The sequence below is a fragment of the Virgibacillus dakarensis genome, from assembly GCF_900155625.1.
GTDB lineage: Bacteria > Bacillota > Bacilli > Bacillales > Amphibacillaceae > Lentibacillus_C > Lentibacillus_C populi.
In genome coordinates this window covers 71,256-95,810 of the sequence record NZ_LT732553.1, presented here as the reverse complement: position 1 = coordinate 95,810, position 24,555 = coordinate 71,256, and the positions used below count along the sequence as shown (strand labels likewise).

Below are 24,555 nucleotides of genomic sequence, written 5' to 3'. Positions count from 1 at the left end.
GTATTTGCCCCCTTCGTTACGAATCCCGTAAATTTCTGCCGGTCAACGTTAAAAATACCGTTTCCAAATTTGGTTCCTTTTCATCGAGTGACCGGATTTCTAATTGATTACGGATAAAATAGTCAATGATTTGATTTAAGTTGTTCACGCCTAACTCTGTATGAATTTGTACCGTATTTTCATCCACTTTTACGTCTGTCACCCCTTGGATCTTATAAATAGTATCCACGTCAATCGCTTCTTGCGACTTTACCTCGATAAAGATAAGTTTGGAATCTGTAATGAGCGATTTTAGTTGCTCCTTCGTTCCTTCTGCTATAATTTTTCCATGATCGATAATCGCAATCCTACTGCATATTTCCTCAACTTCTTCCATGTAGTGACTCGTATAAATGATCGTGCATCCCATTTCATTCAGCTTGTGGACCGACTGCAATATATATTTTCTCGATTGCGGATCAATCCCGACAGTTGGTTCATCCATAATAATCAATTTCGGCTGATGGGCAATGGCACAGGCGATATTTAACCGACGCTTCATCCCGCCGGAAAATGTTTTGGGATAACTTTTCTGCTTTTCGGTTAGACCGACAAATTCCAACGCTTCTACCGTCCGATCGTGCAACTCACCACCGCGCAAGCCATACAAACCAGCGAAAAATTTCACATTTTCATAGGCGGTTAAATCCTCATAAATTGCTATTTCCTGAGGTATCAGTCCGATATGCCGCTTGACAAACTCGCTATCTTTGCTCGTTTCTTTCCCCAGAATCATGATTGATCCTTTGTTTTTGCGCAAAAGGCCGGTGATCATATTGATCGTCGTACTCTTACCAGCTCCATTCGACCCCAGAAAACCAAATATCTCTCCCTCCGCAATCGCTAGTGACATGTCATCAACAGCGATAAAATCATCAAATTTTTTCGTCAGATCTTGTATTTCTAAAATATTCATCTCTTCACCTCTCCGATTGGTGTCAGTTGTCAATAAGACTGCACTTGCTTTTTTATTGATGCTTTAATTATAAAAAAAAGAACGCACTGGCATAAGTGCATTCTTTCATGACTTGATATGAAGTTTTTCATGATTTACCTTCATCTTGTTGAATCGGCAGCAGGGTTGTCACAGAAAATCCGTCATTGCCATCAATAATGATTTTTCCGTCGAGCGTAGCTGTTCGTTCTTCCATCCCGATAATTCCCAGCCCCTTTTCGATTTTAGCTGCGCCCTTGCCATTATCCTTCACAACAATCCGAATCAGCTTATTCAGGACGTTTACATCAACTGCAATCAGAGTACTCGCCTCCGCATATTTCAACGAATTGGTAAGTGCTTCTGTCACATTCTCTTGGATAATCTTCCACTGCATGTGTGTAATTCGGTCCATATTCCCTCTATAGGTCAGCATAGTACGCTTATCGTGTCTGGCTTGAAATTCATCAATATACAGTTTTAAACGGTTAATCCCCACCTGCTCGATTGACGGTTTCAGATTTTTTAATGTCAATCGAATGCTCTCAATGCCGTCCTGGGTAATCCCAATCGCATTTTGCAATAATTGTTCTGCTTTTTCCTGATCGCCTCTCATAAGCCTTTTCGCTGCTTCCATTTGAATAAGCGCTCCCGTAATCGCATGACCGATATCATCATGAATCTCCTGGGAAATTCGGTTGCGTTCCTCCAATTTAAACATATAAGCAGATTGCTTCATATACGCATCATTCTCATTGATTTGTTTCATCAGTTTTTGCTGCATGATCCGCATTGCATCCAGCTGCTCTTCCTTTTTTACCAGCTTTTCGTGAAAAAATTTCCCCATTGTATATGTAAAAAATGTATAAATTGCTATTAATACATATATCGCTCTTATTTCTTGCTGCACGTAAAAGACAGGAACAATGGCCAGAATAAAAGACAAAATTGTGCGCGTCTTCCATTTATCCAGCAATTCCACAACTGATAATGGTAGCAGCAATATAAATAATGCACTTACATGAACATTTCCCATGATTGACAAAGTCATGGAAAAAAGTAAAAACAGGGTAACAAGCACCTGCCGGGATGAAAGGTGCAAGCAAATATTGATGCACAGATACAATAAGAGCAAAAGCACTGCCCAGGAAAGACCGATCGTTTCCTGATAAATAAGGGTCAGCCCCATAAAGAAAATAAGGATCAGCTTATTGAGAATCGCCCATCTTTCCATCTAATACACTTTTCCTGTTAAGTAATAAACGGCAATTTGCGTACGGTGCTTCAACCCGGTTTTCCCCAAAATGGTGGTGATATAATTGGCCACCGTTCCCCCTGAAATATACATATGTTCAGCTATTTCCTTGTTGGAATAACCCTTCGCAATAAAAGCCATAATTTCCAGTTCCCGCTTGGTAAATAAGCTTGTGTCGATCTTTACCTCAGCAACCTGTTCGTTATTGGATAGGCTTGATTTAAGCTTATCCAGCATTTCATCCTGGATAATGCTTGTGCCATAATAAACACTTTTGAGAGCATCGCGTATCCGCTCAGGGTCATTATTCTTCAGCAAATAACCTTTCGCCCCATTTTTGATGGCACCAAGTATGTATTCATCATCATCAAACGTCGTTAAAATGACTGGCTTTGTTCCCGTGGTATCCACAATCTGCTTTGTCGCTTCCACCCCGTTCATACGGGGCATCCGTACGTCTAATAAGGCAATATCGACATCATGGTTCTTGCAATATTCCACAGCTTCATCCCCGTCATTCACCAGTACCAGCACTTCAAATTCTTCATAGGTTGATAGAATGATATTCAGTCCTTCCCGGATGAACGAATTGTCATCCGCGATAATTAGTTTAATGGCCACAAGCATCCCTCCCATTGGTATGTTTATTTCGAACGTATCTAATTTACATAAATCATAATGGAAACGGGGATGTTTGGCAACGTCACGAAACACAATTGTACCCTTGCATACGAAGAATCCATTTCGTTCAACAGATAGCCGTTCACAGATATTTAAAAGTCCATAATGCAGACTTCAATACTATAGGATTACATTTTGTCATATTTTGAAATGAACTGTAATTAAATTGTATCCTCTTTCTAATCTAATAATCTATATAATTTGCTAGAATAGAATCTAGTAATCAAAAATACACCAAGGGAGAGTACATAATGTTAAACAGGAACCATTCTTTAAAAAAGTATATAGTATCTACAGGTTTTGTCACGTCACTCGCATTTACACCAGTGGTCGCCGGAAGTGTTTTTGCTCATGGTGCAGCACCAAATGAGAGTACAAGCCAAAACAATGCAACCGTTAATGAAGCAGCTGGTAATGAGGAAGCTGCACCCGCTGTTACCATAAGTTCAGATCTTATTTCAGCGGGTGACAGAGGTAAAGCTGTTACGAATGTACAATCAGCATTAAATAACCATGGTTACAATCTGAATGTTGACGGAATTTTTGGACCAAATACGGATAATGCTGTAAGAGATTTTCAACAGGATAATGCTCTTGCAGTCGACGGAATTGTCGGACCAGAAACGAAAAAAGCTCTAAATACTGCATCTAACACGGAGGAAGAGGAGTTAACCATTACCGAGGCACCTACCCAGCAAACAGAATTTGCAACAGTAAACACTTCATCTTCTTCAGCGTCTGATGTTGTTTCGATTGCCGAAAGCTTGGTTGGTACCCCTTATCTATTTGGCGGAACAACGCCTGAAACAGGGTTTGACAGCAGTGGTTTCGTCAACTATGTATTTGAACAAGTCGGCATCTCATTAGACAGAACCCACGCTGAAATGTGGGAAAATAATGGTACGCCTGTAGATAACCCAAGCCCTGGCGATGTTGTATTTTTCCAGAATACGTATAAAGACGGTGTATCTCACAGCGGTATCTACATTGGCAACAACCAAATGATTCATGCAGGTACAGAAGAAACAGGGGTAGAAATTGCATCTTTGGATAACAGCTATTGGCAAAGTCATTATCTTGGTGCAAAATCGTTTCAATAGACAAGCCCAGTATTGAATTAAACACCTTCCAGTTGAAATTCCGTACTATTTTTCCACTGGAAGGTTTTTTTAGAGTCCCACTACAATGATGCATGCCTTTCCCCCAAAGCTGGCACCTATCAAGTCCTTTTTCCCAAGGCACGTAAAAATTCAATTAAAAGTTTTGCAATTAAAGGTTTTGTATGAAATTCCAAAAAAATGCAGGTGCATGAATCAATATCATGCGCCTGCTCTCGTTTTGTTCGTAACATTGGTTTTTCACTTTACAAATTGTATAATTTTTACGCATGATCTTTGGCGAGGTCCTTCCACGCAAAGGTTATGCCAATACCTACTGCCAGTAAAATAGCTGCAAAGTAAAAAGGATAATCCAAATCTATATCAAACAAAAGCCCGCCAATTACTGGACCAATCACGTTACCAATACTCGTAAACATGGAATTCATACCGGCAACAAAGCCTTGCTCGTTTCCCGCAATCCTTGACAGGTAATTGGTAACAGCCGGACGCATTAAGTCAAAGCCGACAAAAATGGTTACCGTAACAGCCAATATCGTGTAATATTCGTGTACAAGAGTCATTAAAAATACCAAAACGGTCGAGAAAATCAAGCAGTAACGGATTAAACGAATCTCACCAAACCATTTGATAAAATAGCCAAAGAAGACGACCTGAAATATCGCACCCAATATACCGCCACCAGAAATCATAATCGCAATATCTGTCGGTGTAAAACCAAATTTGTGGTCAGCAAACAATGAGAACAACGATTCAAACGATGACAGGCCAAACGAAAATATAAAGATAATCAAAAAAGAAATGAGATAAACTGGTGCGAATATCCGCTTCCAGCCTGTTGTTTGTGCTCCTGGTATCTGCTGTACATCATCATGGTGCCGCTCAGGCTCACGTAGCAGAATAACCGATAGTACAACTGCTACCAACGCGAAACCAGCAGCAAAGAAAAACGGCACTCTCGTTCCAATGCCTGCCAAAAAACCGCCTACTCCTGGTCCAATGATAAATCCAGTGTTAATGGCTGCTGACATATACCCAAGTGCCTTCGGGCGATATTCGAGTGACGTAATATCGGCAATGTACGCTGTAACGGCGGACATGATAAAAGCTGCACTAACACCACCAAACATGCGGGAAATGAACAGGACAACAACATCCTGCCCGATGCCGAACAGAAATTCAGAAAAAGCAAAGATAACTAATCCAATCACAATCATTCTTTTTCGTCCCAAACGATCCACCCATCTCCCAGCAACCGGTGAAGCCAGTAGCTGCAAAAAGGCAAATGCTGCAACAAGATATCCAACAATCGAACCGGATAAATGTAATTCATTCATAATGGTTGGTACAACGGGAATAACAAGACTAATCCCCAAAAATGCCAAAAATAAATTTATTAATACAATGACAAGTGCCATCGTTTGTTTTTTCTCCATACCATGTCGGATTAACCCCCGAATTTTGGACAATAACACTCTTAAACTAGCTTTTCCTTAAAATTACGTTATTTTCTCCAGTTTATCTTCTTCTTTTGTCCGCCTGAGATTATAGCCAATGCTTCCATTCCATCAAGGGTAAAGGCTTTGCCCTCGCTACGCTTCGCCCTTGATTCCATTCCAGGATTGGCTGGTTTCAAGGCGTGGACAAAAGGAAGAAAAATGGAAGGGGGATTAAACCCGTATTTCCTTTATGTCTGCCTTCTTGCCTTTTTGTAACTTGTAGAACTCATTAGGTGCTAAGTCACGAATACTAGAATGAATGCGCCGATTGTTGTAAAAGTCCATGAAATTTGTAATTGCTTCATACGCCTCTCCATAGGTTTCAAATTCAAATCGGGACATACAATCGTCCTCCATGATGCGATGGAATGATTCAATATGGGCATTCATATTTGGCGTCTTAGGCGGTATACGCTCATGTTCCACATTTAGACCCTCACAATGATCTTCAAATGTATTTGAAATGAATTGTGGTCCGTTATCTGTACGTACGACAGGCTTTTCTTGCGCTTCAAATAACTGTCGTTTCAATAAGGCCCGATTTAATATCTGCACAGTATCAACTGCAGTACAATGCAGTCCTATATGATAATTGATGATAGATCTGTCACATACATCGATAATGGAAAAAACAAAGAGAAATCGGTCTTCACCGTGGACATAGCCGTATTTAATATCTGCCTCCCAGAGCTGATTAGATTCAGTAATAACGCGATTTCTTGCCAGTTTCCTAGGATGCGAGATTTTTTTCCTTCTTTGTGGTTTTAAAATATCTAGCTCCTTACAAAGGCGGTATACCTTCTTTTTATTGATTTTTAGTTTATATTGATCGCGGCGTAGGGCCAGGGTTAATTTGCGATAACCATAACCATTACACTCGCCAGATATAAGTTCTAACAAGAATTCTTTGATTTGTTCGTCGGATACTTTCTTTCCGTCCTCATTGATGGAGTAGCCTGGTGCTGGACGGCCCTCACTCACTTGCCTCTCTTCCACACGGTAATTCTTTTGGTAATAGTATGTGGAACGAGGAACATTTACGATTTTCAATACCAATTTGATGGCATATCCTTTTTGGATCCATTTATCGGCTACTTTAATTTTTTCAGCAAGTGAGGGTCCTGCTTTTTTACAAGATCCCGTAAAACGGCGATTTCGAGATCCTTTTCACCCAATATTTTTTTCAAATGGTCATTCTCATTGGCAAGCTGCTTGGAATCAAGATCTGGAATAGTTGTCACATCAACATCTCCGTACTTGCCGTCCTTGTACTCTCGCACCCACCGTGTCACCATGTTGGCATTTAAATCATAACGGCGTGCAACAACAGATGTTTTTCCTGTTTCCATTGCTTCTTTGATAACCTGTATTTTAAATTCTTTTGAATGTCTTGTGCGTTTCATGTTGTAAGCCTCCCTAACACATTAAGTAGTATAATACATTCCACTCTTAGTGTCCAAGTTCATTTAGGGGCTTATGAGATGTTACTCCTTTTATAAACTGTAAAACATAATTTAAACCTTCACATAAGGGAGAGTCAAACTTTTTTATCCTGTTATTTTTGTTTTTACAGATAGAATAAACGATTACTTACAGTATGCGTGAAATTGTAAAAAACATGATCATACATATCAGGATGAAAATAACTTTCTGAACTTATCGTTTCATCCATTTAATCCAATCATGATTGTACTATATTTTAGTTCAAAAGGTCCTTTACGACGACTTTATTTTTCGTAAAAAAGGCAAATAGCACCTGCTACCAACAAACAATAACTGTTCCAAGCATCCTCAGCAGACTCTTGGACAGCCCTATGTCAAAAACAATATGAATCCTTATTACTGTAAAAAAGTTAAGGAGGATTAGGACTAATTTCGATCCAATAATTAATCGGGGATAAGGAGTACTCTTTTGTGGATACCTGAGGAGTTCTTATCACCTGAATTGCTTAATATCCATCTCTATGAATATACTTTATTTATGCAGTGTTTTGGAGGGCATATCAAGAGTGAGTGATATACTCTTTGACAAGCCGAAATTGTTATTCTGAAGTGCGAGAAATCCCCTGATTATACACAATACTTCGAACTTGATAATCAAGTGGCTGATGAGGACATTCATCGTTATGAATGAAAAATATTTCATAATCCTCCCGTCTAGTTTCTCTAGGATTTCCGTTATGTCGGGTGCTTATATGGAAGAGAACACGGAGGAAAATAATGTTGGAGATGACTTCGACTTCGGCCTTGAAAGGATCTTGGATGGGATTGAACAGTATCTAGGCTCGAAAAAGGGACAGCAGTCCTTCTATGATTTGCTAGTCAGGAAAAGGCAATTTTACAAGAACGTTAGAAAAAATTCATTTAACTGTTGACCCTCCTCTTGGGGAAGCCTTTAAAGTACTAAATGAGGTGGTTAAAATGCTTTACACGGTAAAAGAAATGGCTAAATTCGCAAATGTAACGATTAAAACACTTCATCACTATCACAAAATCGGCCTTTTATATCCATATAAGGTGAGTGAAGCCGGCTATCGCCTTTATGGAATGAAAGAACTCGAACGGCTGCAGCAAATTCTATTTTATCGAGAATTGGATTTTCCCCTCAAAGAGATCAAAAACTACTGGATGGTGGGCCTGACCGAATATCCGTCTTGTCCGGGCAGAAGCAGCTAATTCTTGCCCGTAAACAAAGACTGGACCAGCTCATTCAAACGCTGGATGAATCCATTCGGCATGCTCAGAAAGGAGAAATTATGGATCAATCAGCAATGTTTAACGGTTTTAAAAGCGAAGAGGAATGGAAGGCGGCCTTGTCGGAACAAAATGCGCATCTCAAGCAAGAATACGACTTCGATTTACTTGGAAAAAACGCGAGACGTTCCATCCATGAATGAAGCGGCGTTAGAAGCTAAACATTTTCAGGACGCGATGGCTAAGTCGCTAAGGGAAGGATTAAGCGTTAACGACGAAAAGGTAGAGCAGCTAATCCGTGAACATCTTGATTTTCTGAATCAGCATGGACATGAAACTAAGGCAATCGATTTTGTAGCCCAAACCAGGTTCTTCTTACACGATGACTTTCATCTTAACATGCTGGAGAACCAGCAGACGGGCCTTGCCTATTACCTCTGTATCGCGGCAGAAGCGTTTGCTTCCTAAGATGATTTAGAACAAAACAGCGACTTCTGTAACAATAAAGATCCAATCTACCCTGCTTAAATAGGGAGATTGGATTTTTTGAATTCTGCCCCCTATAAACTGGATGAAAGACTCTTTTCTTGCTATCCAAACGAGATTGGGCGCTCATCTAGAAAACAACCCAAGGCTATTGAAGATAGATGTATGCTATTATGTGCAAAGCATTTTCTCAAACTAAAAAACCGCATATTGGCGGGTGATAACATGTACTTATAATCTTTATTACACTATTTACAGAATCACCGTACCGTGCTAATCTTGTAAAAAAGGAGGGAATTTTCAAAATGGTTATGATTTATCAAATCTGAAGGCTCTAATCATTATCTTTTTTCAAAGTGGAAGACAAAACGGTACATGTAAAAGTAAAAGATAATGAGGAGAATATATATGAAGTTCAAAAACGTAATAAACAGATTAAATGCTATACAAAAAGAAGTGGATTTTTCAGGAACCGTATATGTAAAAGTAAAAGATTCCGTTTTCACAGAAAGTTATGGCTATGCAAACCGTACGGAGAAAATTGCCAATCAAGTAAAAACAAGGTACGGGATCGCCTCCGGTTGTAAAATCTTTACAGCTATAGCGATTTGTCAGCTTGTCGAGCAAGGGAAGCTGAGATTTGAGACAAGGCTGGTCGATTGTCTTGACATCCCCTTTCCTTATTTTGATGAAGGTGTCACCGTTCATCATTTACTTACTCATACATCAGGCATACCAGATTATTTTGATGAAGATGAAATGGATGATTACGAAGAGCTTTGGCTGCAAAAGCCAATGTATCTGATCAGACGTTTGCATGACTTTCTGCCATTTTTCCAAAACGAACAGATGAAATCGCCTGCTGGTGCGACGTTTCACTATAATAATGCAGGATATATTGTCCTGGGATTAATTATTGAACAGGTGTCTGGCTACACTTTTAGTGATTATGTGGAGCAGTTTATCTTTAAGAAAGCCGGTATGAATGATTCCGGCTATTTTGAAATGGATTCCTTACCTGAGAGAGTCGCTTATGGTTACATCAAAAAACCTGACGGCGGATACCGAACAAATATATATTCCATTCCCGTAAAAGGTGGCTCAGACGGCGGTGCTTATGTAACTGCAGAAGATATGGTCAAGTGCTGGGAAGAATTATCTAACTATAAGCTTTTAACGAAAGAAATGACGGAAAAACTTCTGACCCCACAGATACAGGTAGAGGAAGATATCTTTTATGGCTATGGGCTGTATATGCAAATGGATCAAGATAAAGTAGTAAAGTATATACTGATGGGCTATGATCCAGGAATAAACTTTCGTGCGGTGTTTTATCCAGAAACATCTTTGAATATTGTTGTTTGTTCAAATAAATCGGACGGTGCATATGAGGTAATTACGGGGATACAGGAAGCATTGAGGTGATGAAAAGGGAGCTGTGCTGGCTCCCTTTTTGTTATTCTCCTTTTTTTCCAGCAGTTCGATTGACTCTGGGATACGCTCAATCGGTTTCGGTGCAAGCACGATCAACTTTGGGCACGGTTCGATCAATTTAAGGTGCCCTCGATCGAATTTGTGTGCGGCTCGAGCGTTTCCAGAGCACGCCCGATCGATTTCTGAAACCGCAGCTCAATTCAATCCTGAAATACAACCTTTCCATCCATAACCGTTAATTCTACTTTCGCCTCTCTAATTTGTTCAATAGGCACATCAAACAAGTTACGGTCAAGAACAATTACATCAGCTAATTTCCCTTTTTCCAGCGTTCCCAAATCATGCTCACGGAACCCTCCATAGGCTGATCCTAATGTATAACTACGTAATGCTTCCGCCAATGTAATCTTTTCATCCGGATTCCAGCCATCTTCCGGATTCCCGTCATTAAACACCCTTGTCACGGCACGATATATTTCCACCATCGGATCCAAATCAACGACAGGGAAATCAGTTCCGAATGCCATTTTAGCTCCATGCTGTTTCAAAGTGTTAATCGGCCAGGTTAAATGTTCGCGTGTTTTTCCTAAACGATCAAGGTAGTCGTTTTCCTTAAACCTATCGGATACAGCCAAATGTTCCGGTTGCATAGATGCAATAACGCCTAATTCAGAAAAACGATTAAGATCATCTGGATGGATCACTTCAATATGCTCAATCGTATGCCGGGAATCCCGAATTCCATTAACTGTTTGTGCTGTTTCAAAGGAATCCAATCCTAAACGGACTGCACCATCACCACAAGCGTGAAGACGAATACGAAAGCCTTCGCTATCTGCATCTACAATCCATTGTTTGACTTCATCGACCGGTATAAGCGTATTGCCGCGCGTTTCCGGACGGTCCGAATAAGGTTCCAAGAGATAGGCGGTGTACGTAGTCGGGACGCCATCCAAAAATTGTTTCAGGCCAGAAAACATGAGTTTATCAGAATTGTATTTTTTTCTTAACATCCTGGGTCGCTCCAAATCTCCGTTTAATGCGGTCAGAAATTGGATACGGGTTGTTAATTTCCCTTTTTCTTCAAACGCTTGATATAGATCAAGATCCCCTAATTCGAGATTAGGAAGCGGAAGCATATCGCTTACCGTTGTAATTCCCAATCTAGCTGCTTGCCCCATGAAATTTTGCAGTATCCTCTCTTTACGCACTCTTGGAATACTAGTAAATGCTTCTTTGGCCAATCCCATCGCTGTTTCATATAAAAATCCTGACGGTTCCCCATTTTCGTCTCTTGTTATCTCGCCAAAAGGTGGATCAGGTGTATTTCGATCAACATGAATAAGCTCCAGTGCTTTACTATTCAGCCAAGCACCGTGGCATTCCGCATTGAAAAGGAAAACGGGGCGATCCGGGATAAGTTTGTCAAGGGTTGAACGATGTGGAAGTTTTTTATCATCCCAAAATACATGGTACCAGCTGAAGCCAATCACCCAAGGATCATCAGGCCGACTGTCAGCAAATATCTTGACCATTTCAGCCGTTTCCTGCTCAGACTTTGCACCAATCAGTGATACACTGTCCTGCGATAGACTCCCAAGAAATAAATGCAGGTGAAAATCCTGAAAACCAGGCATAATTAATTTTTCCCCATAGTGAAGAACCTTTGTATTTGGCCCGATGAAGTCCTTTATTTCTTCATTGGATCCCACTGCCAAAATATAACGCCCCTTAATTGCCACCGATCCGCTAATCGGTTTGTCCTCAACTCCGGTAAATATCGCTTCACTATTTAATATGAGATCTGCCTTTTCAAACGAATGCATTTGCTTCCTCCCCCTAATTTACTAACGGGCCAATTTGATTAAGAATTTACAGTTGTTATGTTTGGCGTTCCCACTATTTCTCCCTGATAAAGATCCCTTCTCTGATCCTTAAACGGTGTAACTGTTCCGACTAAACGATTGCGCCGCAGTGATTCAAGATCTACCTCTCCAACGACCATTGTCTCCGTATTAGGATCACTCTCTCCAATAATTCCATTTTCGGAAAAGGCATAATCAATTGGTGAAAAAATAGCCGATTGTGCATAGTGGGTATTCATATGATAAACCTGAGTTAGATTGCCAACTGCACCTGCAGTAATAACGATGGCCTGATTTTCAACAGCCCTTGCCTGCGCACAGTAACGAATCCTTAAATAGTCTTGTTTGTCTGTCGAAGTATACGGTGTGAAAATCAATTGTGCACCACGTTCTACTGCGATTCGCGCCAACTCTGGAAATTGGATATCATATCCGATTAAAATGGCAACTTTTCCACAATCTGTATCGAAAACATTCACTTCATTACCGGATTGAATCCCCCACCATTTCTGCTCATCTGATGAGATGTGAAGCTTATATTGTTTATCAATCGTCCCATTGCGGTGGAACAGATAAGCGACATTATACACCGAATCACTTTCGGCAACGATATGTGATCCGGCCACGATATTGATACTATATCGAATTGCAAGACTGGTAAATAGTTGTATATAGTCCTCCGTATATGCTGCGACTTTCCTCACCTGTTTACTCGGAACTGTTTCGCCAAGAAATGACAACAGCTGCATGGTGAATAGCTCCGGAAAAACAACAAAATCGGAACGTATCTTTGAACTTGCATCCACATAATATTCACTTTGAGCCGCAAAATCCTCAAATGATTTAATCCCCTTCATTGGGTATTGAATCGCTGAATTTCTTACAGGCAAGGAACGCTTATAATTTTGATCTGACAATGTTGCCAAGTAATCCGGATTGTGCCATTCCATCAAAGTCGCATATTTTAATGAATCATAGTCATCTGGTAAATAATTCGGCATCACTTTTCTTAATTTAAAACCATTCATTAGTTGAAAGGTGAGTACCGGGTCGTAAAGGTTTCGTTTCATTACTTGGTCCGTATACTCATCTACAGTCATTTGGTCTGCGTAAAGATGAAAATTGGGGATCCGGCCGCCAAATAAAATACTTTTTAAATTGAACTTTTGACAAATATTGCGTCGTGCTTCGTACAATCTCCGTCCAATTTTCATATGCCGGTAATCCGGATGAACAACAACTTCAATTCCGTACAAATTTTTCCCATTTGGATTATGATTACGAATAAAACCTTCATCGGCAATCTCATCAAATGAATGATCTTCCCCATATTCATCAAAATTCACGATAATACTCGAACAAGAGCCAACAATTTCCCCATCATATTCAATACAAGCTTGCCCTTCAGGGAAAATTTTTAATTGGCTCTCAAAATGTTCCCGTTTAAACGCAATATCCGGATTACCGAATCCGAGTTGATTCATTTTAATAATATCTTCTATATCTTCATGCTTTGTTTGGCGAACAATTAGTTTTTTCTCCATATGGGATAAATCTACACTCGACACGATGGGTTCCTCCTCTCGGCACCTTAAACTAATTGGCAGGGTTTTATAATAGCTATCAAAAGTTTATTCATAATAAAATCTGATTCTTTTATGCATCTAGGAAAAGGTTTGTTCACGTGAATTAATTTGCCTTAATGGAAACATATTTTTCTTCCAAATACTCTAAAAGTCCATATTTTCCGCCTTCTTTACCAATACCACTCTCTTTCACCCCGCCAAATGGAGCCTGAATGGTAATTGGCGTTGGATCGTTAATACCAACAATTCCGAACTCCAACTCATGCATCATCCGAAGTCCACGGCCCAAGTCCTTCGTGAAACAATACGCCGCCAACCCATAAGAAGCGTGGTTAGCCCTTTCCACCACTTCTTCTTCCGTTTTAAACGTAAAGATTGGCGCTACAGGACCAAATGTTTCTTCTGTGGCGATCTTCATTTTATCATTAGCGTAATGAATAACAGTAGGTTCATAGAAATTTTGGCTGCCAACCGTTTTTCCACCGCAGAGTACCTTTCCGTTATGTTTTTTGGCATCTTCTACATGACTTGAAACCTTTGCTAAAGCTGCATCATTAATAAGCGGGCCAACATCGACTCCACTTTCCAATCCGTTACCTACCTTTAATTTTGAAACTTTTTCCGCCAGCTTTTCCCCGAATTCTTCTGCTATATCTTCAGAAACATATACCCGGTTTGTACTGATACAAGTTTGACCGGTGTTTTTAAACTTTGAAAGCAGGACACCTTCGACTGCTGCATCCAGGTCAGCATCCTCAAAAACAATAAGCGGTGCATGGCCGCCAAGCTCCATGGAGATCTTCTTCACCGTGTCAGCTGAATCACGGATGAGCTTCTTGCCAACAGCTGTTGATCCGGTAAAGGTAATTTTTCGTACGTCAGGATTGCTCGTCATTTCCCCGCCGACTTCCTCTGCTGGACCAATCACAAGGTTCGCCACCCCTTTTGGTAATCCAGCTTCATGAAAACATTCAAACACTTTAATCGCTGATAAGGGGGTTGCTGGTGCCGGCTTGAGCACGATTGTACATCCAGCAGCGAGTGCCGGGGCGATTTTTCGTGTGATCATGGACATTGGAAAATTCCACGGGGTAATCGCTGCTGCCACCCCGATTGGCTGACGAATGACCATTAAGTGTTTATCAGGATGGGACGCGGGAATAGTATCTCCATACACCCTTTTCGCTTCCTCGGCATACCAATTAAGATAGTTAATAGCACTATTAACCTCGCTTTTGGCATCGACAAGTGGTTTTCCGTTTTCTTTTGTAATCGTTTCCGCCAATTCATCCTTTCGTTCCTTCATTATACGGACAGCCTCTGCCAAATAATAGCTTCGTTGATCACCCGTTGTTTTCTTCCAGGCAGAAAATGCCTCCTTGGCACATGTAATAGCTTCTTTGGTTTCTGCTCTGCCAACAGTTACCACAGAGGTGATCAATTCTCCTGTCGCCGGGTTCATAACATCTATTGTTTCGTTGGATTGTCTCCATTCTCCATTTATATAAACCATGTGATTTCCCCCTCCTATATTTCTACAAATTTACCTTCAGATGGTTTTCCGATACAAAGCAGCATTTTCCGCTTCGATAGATTCATAATGACCGAAAAGACCGTCTCCATCCTGCGATGTTCTGGAGCTAACTCGTTTGGAAAATGATTAATAGAATTCGGGGCATTAAATTCATCAGCAAGCCATTCTTGGAATGATCCCTCATTAATCGATTGTTGTTTTGCAATGGCCGTATTGATGAGTTGTTCCGCCCTCCGTTTTCGAAGCATGGAATCGTCGTACTTAAACTCATTCATGTCTTGTAAATGTTGTTTAATAGAATCCGAGCAAATGTGGTTCGTATGTACGAGCTTACCATCATCACCACCGATATAATCAATTCCAAACGGAGAAACCTCCGCATTGACAGCCATTCCATTTCCATTTCCCTCATCACTGCCAATTAAAAAACTTGCTGCAGCAGCAATTTTCCCATCTTTAATCTTCGAGATCGCTTCCGTCAAAGAATAGGAATTTAAGACAGCCCGCAATCCTAGATGAATTGGTAAACCTTCTGATTTTTTATCGGTAATTAATGCATTAAAACAAACACCTACCCCCGCTGAATTAAAACCAATTTTTCCGATAATCCCACCCTCTGTAACCATTTTCACAGCTGGTTTTGTATCGCTCTGAATGTCAAGCAGCAGCAGGCTATTCTTTTGTGTTCCTTTCCAGTCCCAATTCTGGCCGATGATCGTATCATCTGTCACCGGCGGCATTACTGCAATAGCTGTGCAGCCATCAGAGAAGGCTGATCCTTTATAACCTGCCAAAGCAATTTCACTTCGAGCATTTAATGCCAATATATCTTCAAAGTCAACACCCGCACCCTCAGCAATCCCTTCCATTTCCTCTACCATTTGCAAATCATGCTTCTCAATGGCTTGTAAATGAGCAAGCGCTCGTTCCCTGGCATCCTTCCAGCTAATATGCTGATACCCGTGAAACAGTTTTTCATACGTTTTCAGGCTTTGAATTACTTCTTCTTTTCCTTGATGACCATGTTCTCTTCCAATTTCTTTAGCAGACCCAGCAAGTGTCAGACTTTTGATCATTTTCCCGCCCCTTCCATACTAGAGGTGAGATGTTGGAATTGAACCTTTTGAAAAGATGACCAATTCCAACTCTCCTGTTTTATCCTCTTGCAAAAACAATAGCTAAACAGATGCTGTATCTCACTACTCAAGCTTCTTTTCAAACGCGGTGATAGCGTCATCGATAATCGTAATCATTTCTTCTACCTCTTGCTTATTGATGACAAGCGGTGGGGCGATCGCTACTATTTCACGATTGGAGCCAAGTGTTCTTAAAATTAATTTACGGTCAAAGCATTCATCCACCACAGTAGTTGCTGGTGCTACAGAAAGATCAAACAGTTTTCCAGTATCACGATCCTCATAAAGTTCAAATGCAGCTAGCAAACCAATAGCCCGGCAGTTCGTTACATGCGAATGTTTATCTTCCAAATAATTAAACCCTTCTTTTAACGTTTGTTCCATTTTAGACGTATTCTCGATAATATGATCCCGTTCCAGAATCTCAATATTCTTCAAGGCAACCGCACAAGCTGTCGGGTGTCCGCTATACGTAAAACCATGAGACAATACTCCTTCATACTGTACAATTGTATCCCGGATGCTTTGCTTCATCATTACGCCACCTAGTTGGGAATAACCGCTTGTAACCCCTTTCGCAAAGCACATTAAATCGGGAACGACATCCCAATGTTCGACGGCAAACATCTCCCCTGTGCGGCCGAATCCGCAAATGACTTCATCGGCAATAAACAAAATACCGAATTCATCACAAAGCTTGCGAACGGCTCGTAAGTACCCTTTCGGAGGTATATGAACACCACCTGACCCTTGAACAGGCTCCATGATGACGGCAGCAATTGTCTCCGCACCTTCTTTTTCCACGATATCCCTAATACACCCCTCATAATTTGGGTCATGCCTATCTCCTGATTCACAATTGGTGAGATGCGGCTTCGCATGGAACACATCGGCAATATTGGAATCTGCAAAATCATGAAATGCCGGAATACCTGTTGCTGTTTGTGCGGCCACAGTAACCCCATGATAGCCATTTTCCAAGGCAATAATTTTCCGTTTTTTAGATTGCCCTTTTAAGCTCCAATAAAAGCGAGCCAACTTAAAAGCGGTGTCATTCGATTCCGACCCACCAGATGTATAGAAAACTGCATTTAAGTCACCAGGAGCCAGCGCAGCCAATTTTTCAGCAAGTTGAATAGCTGGTTCATTGGAATATCCTTTGAAAGAGGATGCATATGCCATTTTTAACATCTGCTCTTTTGCTGCTTCAGCAAGTTCTTGCTGACCATGACCTAAATTTACGTTCCAGAGCATGGATAATCCATCGAAATATCTTTCACCATTCGTACTATTGCAGTAAACACCTTTTCCATCAGCAAAGATAAGCGGTGTCCCTTGTTCTGCCTGAACCTTCGGCGGTGTTGTCGGATGGATATAGTGCTTTTTATCCAACTCTATTAGTTCCATGGTTTTTAAGTTTTGCGTTTGAACAGCCACGGATAAAACCTCCCAAAAATAATTTTATTTATCATGCTTACATCTTAATCAATGCAATTTCTATGCCAAAACGGATGATCAACCCATTGGCACAGTCATCTTCACACTGTGTCTTAAGTCCACTTATCAGACAAAAAGTAATACAACGGGCTTTTTGTTTTTACAAATATTGTAAATATTTTCCATATATCATTTTGGTATTTTCTCTTTAGAGCTACGCTTTCCGTCATAACAAACGCAAAATTATGAGAAAATGCATACCATTATTTTTTTTTGCATAAAAAATAACGGAAAATCATGCAGCTATTCTACTGTGCACATTCAATTGATCGATAAAGGTCATGATTAGTACAAAACATCCAAAATCATGTGCTGCCGCCCGCACAAAAGTACATGATTGGTGCGTGTTCAAAAGTTGCCAAATTGGATCTAGATAGTCAAGGCGGTGCAGCTTCAAGCACCGGAGAAACCAGTGAGCACGCGAGTTGGCCCTTTTCATTTGGTACCTCTCTGAATATCCTCTATTAGTGATTTTTTTGCCTTTGGGAAATTTTGTGTAACTTGCGACTTACTGCTGATTGGCTAATTCCCAATGCTATTGCCGCTTTTGTTGTAGTTTTGTATTTTTCCATCGCAAGTGAAATTAATTGCTCCTCCACATGGTCTTGTGCTTCTTTAAGTGGTATAATTCCCGTCACCATTGGTTTAGTCTTGCCATTATTGCCAAACTTTAAGAATTGGCTGACAAAGTTCGCTGTAATGACCTCATCATCCGCCGTAACAAATAGTCGTTCAATAAGATTTTGCAATTCACGAATATTTCCCGGCCACGTGTAAACTTCCAATAAACTTAGTGCATCAGGTGTAAAGTGATAATTTTTCCCATACTGCTGATTCAACTTACGAAGGAAATGGTACGCCAATAATGGAACGTCTTCGCTTCTTTCCCTTAGTGGGGGGACATAAATCGGGATAACATTAATTCTATAAAATAAATCCTCACGAAACGTGCCTTCTTCAACCATTTTTCCCAAATCTTTATTCGTTGCCGCAATAATTTGTACATCAACTGGGATTGCTTGTGCGCCACCAACAGGAACAACTTCATTTTGTTGCAGTACCCGTAATAATTTCACTTGGAGATGGGTAGGAATTTCGCCGATTTCATCCAGAAATAAAATGCCGCCATCTGCTTGTTGAAAATAACCCATTTTTCCATTGGGATCGGCACCAGTGAAGGCGCCTTTTGTATAACCAAACAGTTCGCTTTCCAGCAGGTTTTCAGGAATGGCCCCACAATTAATCGTCAAATAAGGTCTGTTCGAACGATTTCCTTCTTTATGAATCGCTTGGGCAATCAGCTCTTTCCCTACCCCGGATTCCCCCAGAACAAGGACAGTAGAAGAAAAGCCAGCTAACTTTCTAATTTGAATCATGATCTTTTCCATTTTCGAGCTGCGGTAAATAATTTTTTTGGAAGCCTCGGTTTTATTTCTAAGACTGTCCAATTCTTCTTTATATTTTCGGGAAATTTCCTTCGTTTGCATTAACTCGGATTTTAGTTTTGTATTTTCCGTAATATCCCTCGAGGCAATGATAATCCGTTGCAGCTTCCCTTCGTCATTAAAAAAGGGATTACCAATAGCTAAAATTTTTTTGCCACTTTCTGTTTCCTGAACAATAGAAACCTTTTTCCCTTTTTCAATTACCAAACGGGCAACAGATGGGGTGAAAACACCTTTCCTTTCCATTTCCAATAAGTTTTTTCCTACTAGATTTTTTAAATCTTCCTTCCAAAAATCCGAAATATAATTTTCACTATGACGAAGCAGTATGCCTTTTTCATTTACAACAAGGATTTCGTCATAAATGGTTGAGAGGATTGCATTTAAATCCTGGTTTAGATCTTTGACAAATTCAATTTCCATTGCCATCTCTTTCACCATTGGCAGGTCCTGTACAATAATGACAGCTCCATCTACTTTCCCTTGAGAATTCTCGATCGGGCTATAGTCTATAAGAACACCCATCTCATCCGTAATATGAATCTGATTCAATAACGTCTCACCTGTTGAGAATACCTTTTCCAAATGATCTTTCCTAAAAATGGATCCTGCCTCAATACCCATGACTTTGTCTAATGTCGAGTGAATCATTCTTAACCCGGATTCATTACAATTGACGACCCTTCTTTCGTGATCCACAACAAACATTCCCATTGGGATCGAAGCCAAAAGGATTTTCAACAAATTGATATTTTTATTCTCTTCTCGAAACAGTTCAACAAGCATATCCTCTCTTGTGATATACCCGATCAGTTTATTGCTTTCATCTTTTACTAAAACAATTGGTTCCCCCATTATCCAGAAAATAAAGGGTAATGTTATGGTATTGTTTGGTTTCAGAATTCCTACATTTTCAAGTGAGATCGCATTGGATTGAAGTCTTTTTAACGTTATGTCCGGGCTTGCCCAACTATCAACCCCCAAATCTTTTAAAAAAACGTAAGCATATACTTTATTTTTTTTCTGTAAAAAAACAAAGTGCTCTTTATTACCGGCCAATTGTTCTGATAATGGTTCTACATCTTCTGAAATCGTAAAAATTGGTTTGAGCTTATCCTGAACTGCCTTATTCATAGAAGTGAAAATCCCCTTTACAATATTTTCTGTCATTTCATCATAACACGATTTTTAAAATATATCGAAAAAATAAAAAATAGATTATTTGACAGGTATTATTAATTGTAAATGGGGTTGGCAGCAGCAATCAGGTAATTCTATTGTTTATTATTTACTCCACAAAAATAAAGGAAAACTTCATTCGCTTTTGCAATCACTTGATTATCCGGCCTTCCTTATTTAATGTCATTCCTACTGTCTTTTAACGGTGTAACTGTTCCGATCAAACGATTTCGCCGCAGTGATTCAAGATCTACCTCTCCTACGACCATTGTCTCCGTATTAGGATCGCTCTCTCCGATAATTCCATTTTCAGACAAGGCATAATCAATTGGTGAAAAAATGGCCGATTGTGCATAGTGGGTATTCATATGATAAACCTGTGTTAGATTGCCAACTGCACCTGCAGTAATAACGATGGCCTGATTTTCAACAGCCCTTGCCTGCGCACAGTAACGAATTCTTAAATAGCCTTGTTTGTCTGTTGCGGTAAACGGTGTGAAAATCATTTGCGCACCACGTTCCACTACGATTCGCGCCAACTCCGGAAATTGGATATCATATCCAGTTAACATGGCAACTTTTCCACAATCCGTATCGAACAAATTCACTTCCTTACCAGATTGAATCCCCCACCATTTCCGCTCATCAGGGGAAATATGGAGCTTATATTGCTTGTCAATCGTACCATTGCGGTGGAACAAATAGGCCACATTATACACCGAATCATTTTCTGCAACGACTTGTGAACCGGCAACAATATTAATACTATAGCGGATTGCCAGATTAGAAAATAATTGGATATAGTCCCCAATATATGTAGCGACCTTCCTTACCTGTTTACTTGGAACCGTTTCACCAAGGAAGGACAGCAGCTGCATGGTGAACAACTCCGGGAAAACAACAAAATCGGAACGTACCTTTGAACTTGCATCCACATAATATTCACTTTGAGCTGCAAAATCCTTAAATGATTCAATCTCCTTCATTGGATATTGAATTGCTGAAATTCTAACCGGCAGAGAATGCTTATAATTGTAAACCGATGGTGATGGGATGTAATCTGGATTATGCCATTCCATCAATGTTGCATATTCTAGTGAATCGTGATCATCAGGTAAATAGTTTGGAAGAATTCGTTTAAACTCAAATCCATTCATTAACTGGAAATTCAAGACAGGATCATACAAATTCTTATCGATAACCTGCTTAACGTACTCCTCTGGTGACAGCTTATCCGCGTATTTATGGTAATTGGGAATGCGTCCTCCAAAAACAATACTTTTCAAATTAAATTTCTGGCAAATACGACGGCGTGCTTCATACAACCTTCGCCCAATTTTCATATGCCTGTAATCAGGGTGAACTACAACATCTGTCCCATACAGGTTAAGACCTTTTGGGTTATGATTCCGGATATAGCCATCATCGGTAATTTCATCAATAGTATGTTCTTCATTATAATCATTGAAATTAACGATCAAACTAGAACATGACCCGATGATTTTACCATCATATTTTATACAAACCTGTCCTTCTGGAAAAATTCTCAGATGGCTTTCATAATGTTCCCGTGTAAACGGAATTTCCGGATTAGCAAAACCGATCTTCGCCATTGCAATAATCTCATCGATGTCTCCATGTTCAATCGGACAAACAGCGATTTCTTTTTCGTAATCGGCTTGATCAATTTTCGGCATCAATGTTCCCTCCCTTTTACATTTTTATATTGGCTACAATTTATAAAATAATAATTCCTTATCGATACGTACCCTTTCTACGATATACGGTCACGGAACTTCATATAAAATTTCATCATGCCTACTGCTTTTGCATGTTGACTGTGAAATGGTATGGGACGTAATCGGGCTTTTTCCAGCGGGTTGTCTCCTCCGCCTTCATGGAGTATATTTTTTGCAATTAGTTTTCCAGCCATGGAAGACATTGCAGCACCATGTCCGGCAAAACCAAACGCATAATACGATCCGTCCTCCAATTGCCCCATGTATGGCAGCATTTCCTGCGTAAAGCCGACTTTACCTCCCCAGCGATAGTCCACTTGCGCATTCTTCAATTGCGGAAAAACAGTAATCATCCCCGCACGTAAGTTATTGAAAAGATTCTCTTGATCTCGTTTGCTTGAGGAACGTCCAGATCCCCCGAATGCCAACCGATGATCCGCTGTCAGCCGGAAATAGTAAAGCAAATTCTTTGTATCCGATACGGCCCTATCATGCTTGATTAAGTCCTGACATAGTTCTTCAGAAAGAGGTTCTGTTGCGATCATAATACTTTCAACAGGAACGATGGTCTTTTTTATCGTTTTCTGAAAATCCCCTGAATAAGCATTTGTAACAATAACAAGCTCTTTAGCGATTACTCTTCCCTTGTTGGTGTTTACGACAACCTTACCAGACTCTTTTCGGTAACTCAAAGCCTCTGACTGTTCATAAATTGTTCCCCCCATCTCTTCGACTGCCTCTGCTAACCCGAGCGCATAATTAAGTGGGTGAAAATGAGCACTGCTCTCATCGACTCGACCACCGTGATAAAAAGGTGTGTTTAATTCCGAATGAAGATCCTGCTTTTCAACAACCTTAATTTTTTTATAGTCAAAATCTCTTTCCATCACCTCTTGCTCCCTTTTCATTCCATCTAGGTGTGAAGGTTTATATGCAGCATGAAAGTCTCCATTTCGTCTAAATGCACAAGAAATTTGATGTGTATTGATTATATGTTCAATAAGATCAATAGAATCGAGCGAAAGCTGCCACATTTGCCTTGCTGCTTCTAATCCCTTTTTCTTCGCATGTAACTCCATTGAACCGATATAACCAGTCAGCACCTCCCCACCATTCCTGCCACTGGCACCAAAACCAACACTTTCTTTTTCCAAAATAATGGTTTGGCAGTTTTTCCGCTGAAGATGGTAGGCTGTAGATAATCCTGAAAAACCACCGCCAATTATAACTGCATCACAATGTTGTTCACCCTGAAGTGCCTGCCGTTCCTTCCGTTCGTTTGCCGTAGCTTCCCATAATGACTGTTGCTCCATTTTTTCACTCCTTCTTTCTCTTTAAAAGCCTAATATAAGTGCGTGTTCAAAAAGTCGCCGAAGAGGGTCTTGAAGGTCGAGGCGGCGTAGCTCCCGGCACCGGAATGTACACAAAAAGGTACATGAGGAGCGGGCTTGCACAGGACGTGCTGACTTCTGCTGTTGGCGATTGTCGTGGGCGGTTTTAGCAGAAGATCCCCTTCCGCCAACTCTAGAGTTCGCAGCTTATCATTTGGTGACTTTTTGAACATCCTCTATAAACCTTAAAACAGAAACTTTTTGTCTTTTGACGATGTAAATTTCATAAAAAGCAAAACAGATAACAGTACCAAAACCATCAATAGGATCGAAAGTGCTGCACCGAGTTGCCAGTTCATCTCGACCAAAAACGAATCACGAATGACATTTCCAACCATCACCAATTTATTCCCGCCTAATAAATCGGCAACTACAAATACACTGATTGCAGGGACAAAGGTCATAATAAAGCCAGCAATGATCCCCGGTAATGTTAACGGTAAGGTAACTCTAAAAAATGTTTTAACTGGATTTGCACCCAGATCCTCTGCCGCTTCCAAATAAGACTTATCCAACTGTTCAATGGAGGAATGGATAGGTAATATCATAAAAGGGAGAAACCCATAGACTAATCCAACAATAATGGCGAAGGATGTATATAACATTTTGACTGGTTCTGAGATAATTCCGAAGTGCATTAAAATATTATTAATGACCCCACCATCGTTTAACAATGCGTTCCAAGAATACAAACGAACAACAAGATTTGACCAAAATGGAATCATTACTAAAAACAATAATATATTCTTCCCTTTATCAACACGTGCAATAAAATAAGCAAAAGGGTAGGCCATGACAAGACAAATGACAGATGCAGCAAATGCCCAAAGGACGGATTGCCATATAATCTTTAAATAAAAGGAACTAAATGCCAGCTTATACGATGAAAGACTAAATTCATAGATTGTTCCCCCGTACCCATCACTAACCGTAAAACTAATGACGACAATCATTGCTACCGGAATGACTAAAAACAAAAGCAGCCAAAGCATACTTGGTGATAGCAGTGAATATGCCAGTTTAATATTTTTTATCATGTATTT

16 protein-coding genes and 1 pseudogene are annotated in these 24,555 nt (G+C 40.2%); 3 read left to right on the top strand and 14 right to left on the bottom strand.

Translation table 11 applies throughout. The features are described 5' to 3' along the window. Positions 1 to 16: 16 nt before the first annotated feature. From CZ382_RS00590 to CZ382_RS00580, 3 genes are all read right to left on the bottom strand, one after another. Complete coding sequence (locus tag CZ382_RS00590; protein WP_088049324.1) at positions 17 to 955, bottom strand: ABC transporter ATP-binding protein; 939 nt, start codon at positions 953 to 955, stop codon at positions 17 to 19. Positions 956 to 1,082: 127 nt separating this feature from the next. Then, positions 1,083 to 2,207 (bottom strand): sensor histidine kinase, encoded by a 1,125-nt coding sequence (locus CZ382_RS00585; RefSeq protein ID WP_088049323.1) that lies wholly within the window; start codon positions 2,205 to 2,207, stop codon positions 1,083 to 1,085. Continuing rightward, positions 2,208 to 2,855, bottom strand: a complete 648-nt coding sequence (locus CZ382_RS00580; protein ID WP_088049322.1) for a response regulator — start codon at positions 2,853 to 2,855, stop codon at positions 2,208 to 2,210. 305 nt (positions 2,856 to 3,160) lie between these two features. On the opposite strand from CZ382_RS00580, the gene CZ382_RS00575 reads away from it, so the two are divergent. Further along, positions 3,161 to 4,009: a C40 family peptidase gene (locus CZ382_RS00575; protein WP_088049321.1), complete on the top strand. Its 849-nt coding sequence runs from the start codon at positions 3,161 to 3,163 to the stop codon at positions 4,007 to 4,009. A 281-nt stretch (positions 4,010 to 4,290) separates the two neighbouring features. Here the strand turns inward: CZ382_RS00575 and CZ382_RS00570 are convergent, their stop codons facing one another. Both CZ382_RS00570 and CZ382_RS00565 read right to left on the bottom strand, forming a co-directional pair. Continuing rightward, a complete protein-coding gene (locus tag CZ382_RS00570; RefSeq protein WP_088050929.1) occupies positions 4,291 to 5,463 on the bottom strand; it encodes an MFS transporter in 1,173 nt (390 codons plus the stop codon). Positions 5,464 to 5,697: 234 nt separating this feature from the next. Next, a protein-coding gene (locus CZ382_RS00565; RefSeq protein ID WP_088049320.1) for an IS3 family transposase occupies positions 5,698 to 6,929 on the bottom strand; the annotation gives its coding sequence in 2 pieces (ribosomal slippage) (positions 5,698 to 6,659 and positions 6,659 to 6,929; 1,233 coding nt in all). Positions 6,930 to 7,947: 1,018 nt separating this feature from the next. Between CZ382_RS00565 and CZ382_RS00555 the strand changes: the two are divergent. Both CZ382_RS00555 and CZ382_RS00550 read left to right on the top strand, forming a co-directional pair. Next, positions 7,948 to 8,688 (top strand): annotated as a pseudogene (locus tag CZ382_RS00555) (MerR family transcriptional regulator). A gap of 426 nt (positions 8,689 to 9,114) precedes the next feature. Then, a complete protein-coding gene (locus tag CZ382_RS00550; protein ID WP_088049318.1) occupies positions 9,115 to 10,131 on the top strand; it encodes a serine hydrolase domain-containing protein in 1,017 nt (338 codons plus the stop codon). A gap of 209 nt (positions 10,132 to 10,340) precedes the next feature. Here the strand turns inward: CZ382_RS00550 and CZ382_RS00545 are convergent, their stop codons facing one another. From CZ382_RS00545 to CZ382_RS00505, 9 genes are all read right to left on the bottom strand, one after another. Then, on the bottom strand, positions 10,341 to 11,966 hold the full coding sequence (locus tag CZ382_RS00545) for an amidohydrolase (RefSeq protein ID WP_088049317.1): 1,626 nt from the start codon (positions 11,964 to 11,966) through the stop codon (positions 10,341 to 10,343). 38 nt (positions 11,967 to 12,004) lie between these two features. Next, positions 12,005 to 13,573, bottom strand: a complete 1,569-nt coding sequence (locus CZ382_RS00540; RefSeq protein WP_088049316.1) for a bifunctional GNAT family N-acetyltransferase/carbon-nitrogen hydrolase family protein — start codon at positions 13,571 to 13,573, stop codon at positions 12,005 to 12,007. A 121-nt stretch (positions 13,574 to 13,694) separates the two neighbouring features. Continuing rightward, complete coding sequence (locus tag CZ382_RS00535; protein ID WP_088049315.1) at positions 13,695 to 15,104, bottom strand: NAD-dependent succinate-semialdehyde dehydrogenase; 1,410 nt, start codon at positions 15,102 to 15,104, stop codon at positions 13,695 to 13,697. 14 nt (positions 15,105 to 15,118) lie between these two features. After that, a complete protein-coding gene (locus tag CZ382_RS00530; protein WP_088049314.1) occupies positions 15,119 to 16,201 on the bottom strand; it encodes a C45 family autoproteolytic acyltransferase/hydolase in 1,083 nt (360 codons plus the stop codon). A gap of 123 nt (positions 16,202 to 16,324) precedes the next feature. Then, positions 16,325 to 17,698 carry an aminotransferase family protein gene (locus tag CZ382_RS00525; protein WP_327365016.1) on the bottom strand — a complete coding sequence of 458 codons (1,374 nt, stop codon included), beginning with the start codon at positions 17,696 to 17,698 and terminating at the stop codon, positions 16,325 to 16,327. A gap of 524 nt (positions 17,699 to 18,222) precedes the next feature. Beyond that, positions 18,223 to 20,337, bottom strand: coding sequence for a sigma 54-interacting transcriptional regulator (locus CZ382_RS00520; protein WP_088049313.1), 2,115 nt, complete (start codon positions 20,335 to 20,337; stop codon positions 18,223 to 18,225). Positions 20,338 to 20,555: 218 nt separating this feature from the next. Next, entirely contained in the window at positions 20,556 to 22,079 is a 1,524-nt protein-coding gene (locus tag CZ382_RS00515) for a bifunctional GNAT family N-acetyltransferase/carbon-nitrogen hydrolase family protein (RefSeq protein ID WP_188724964.1), read from the bottom strand. A gap of 77 nt (positions 22,080 to 22,156) precedes the next feature. Beyond that, positions 22,157 to 23,434, bottom strand: coding sequence for an NAD(P)/FAD-dependent oxidoreductase (locus CZ382_RS00510; protein ID WP_088049311.1), 1,278 nt, complete (start codon positions 23,432 to 23,434; stop codon positions 22,157 to 22,159). 263 nt (positions 23,435 to 23,697) lie between these two features. Then, a complete protein-coding gene (locus CZ382_RS00505; RefSeq protein ID WP_088049310.1) occupies positions 23,698 to 24,549 on the bottom strand; it encodes an ABC transporter permease in 852 nt (283 codons plus the stop codon). Between the last annotated feature and the right edge of the window lie 6 nt (positions 24,550 to 24,555).

Bases quoted from the DNA above. Each gene is read 5' to 3' on its own strand.
- CZ382_RS00590 (WP_088049324.1), bottom strand. From the start codon at position 955: ATGAATATTTTAGAAATACAAGATCTGACGAAAAAATTTGATGATTTT.
- CZ382_RS00585 (WP_088049323.1), bottom strand. From the start codon at position 2,207: ATGGAAAGATGGGCGATTCTCAATAAGCTGATCCTTATTTTCTTTATG.
- CZ382_RS00580 (WP_088049322.1), bottom strand. From the start codon at position 2,855: ATGCTTGTGGCCATTAAACTAATTATCGCGGATGACAATTCGTTCATC.
- CZ382_RS00575 (WP_088049321.1), top strand. From the start codon at position 3,161: ATGTTAAACAGGAACCATTCTTTAAAAAAGTATATAGTATCTACAGGT.
- CZ382_RS00570 (WP_088050929.1), bottom strand. From the start codon at position 5,463: ATGGAGAAAAAACAAACGATGGCACTTGTCATTGTATTAATAAATTTA.
- CZ382_RS00550 (WP_088049318.1), top strand. From the start codon at position 9,115: ATGAAGTTCAAAAACGTAATAAACAGATTAAATGCTATACAAAAAGAA.
- CZ382_RS00545 (WP_088049317.1), bottom strand. From the start codon at position 11,966: ATGCATTCGTTTGAAAAGGCAGATCTCATATTAAATAGTGAAGCGATA.
- CZ382_RS00535 (WP_088049315.1), bottom strand. From the start codon at position 15,104: ATGGTTTATATAAATGGAGAATGGAGACAATCCAACGAAACAATAGAT.
- CZ382_RS00530 (WP_088049314.1), bottom strand. From the start codon at position 16,201: ATGATCAAAAGTCTGACACTTGCTGGGTCTGCTAAAGAAATTGGAAGA.
- CZ382_RS00520 (WP_088049313.1), bottom strand. From the start codon at position 20,337: ATGAATAAGGCAGTTCAGGATAAGCTCAAACCAATTTTTACGATTTCA.
- CZ382_RS00515 (WP_188724964.1), bottom strand. From the start codon at position 22,079: ATGCCGAAAATTGATCAAGCCGATTACGAAAAAGAAATCGCTGTTTGT.
- CZ382_RS00510 (WP_088049311.1), bottom strand. From the start codon at position 23,434: ATGGAGCAACAGTCATTATGGGAAGCTACGGCAAACGAACGGAAGGAA.
- CZ382_RS00505 (WP_088049310.1), bottom strand. From the start codon at position 24,549: ATGATAAAAAATATTAAACTGGCATATTCACTGCTATCACCAAGTATG.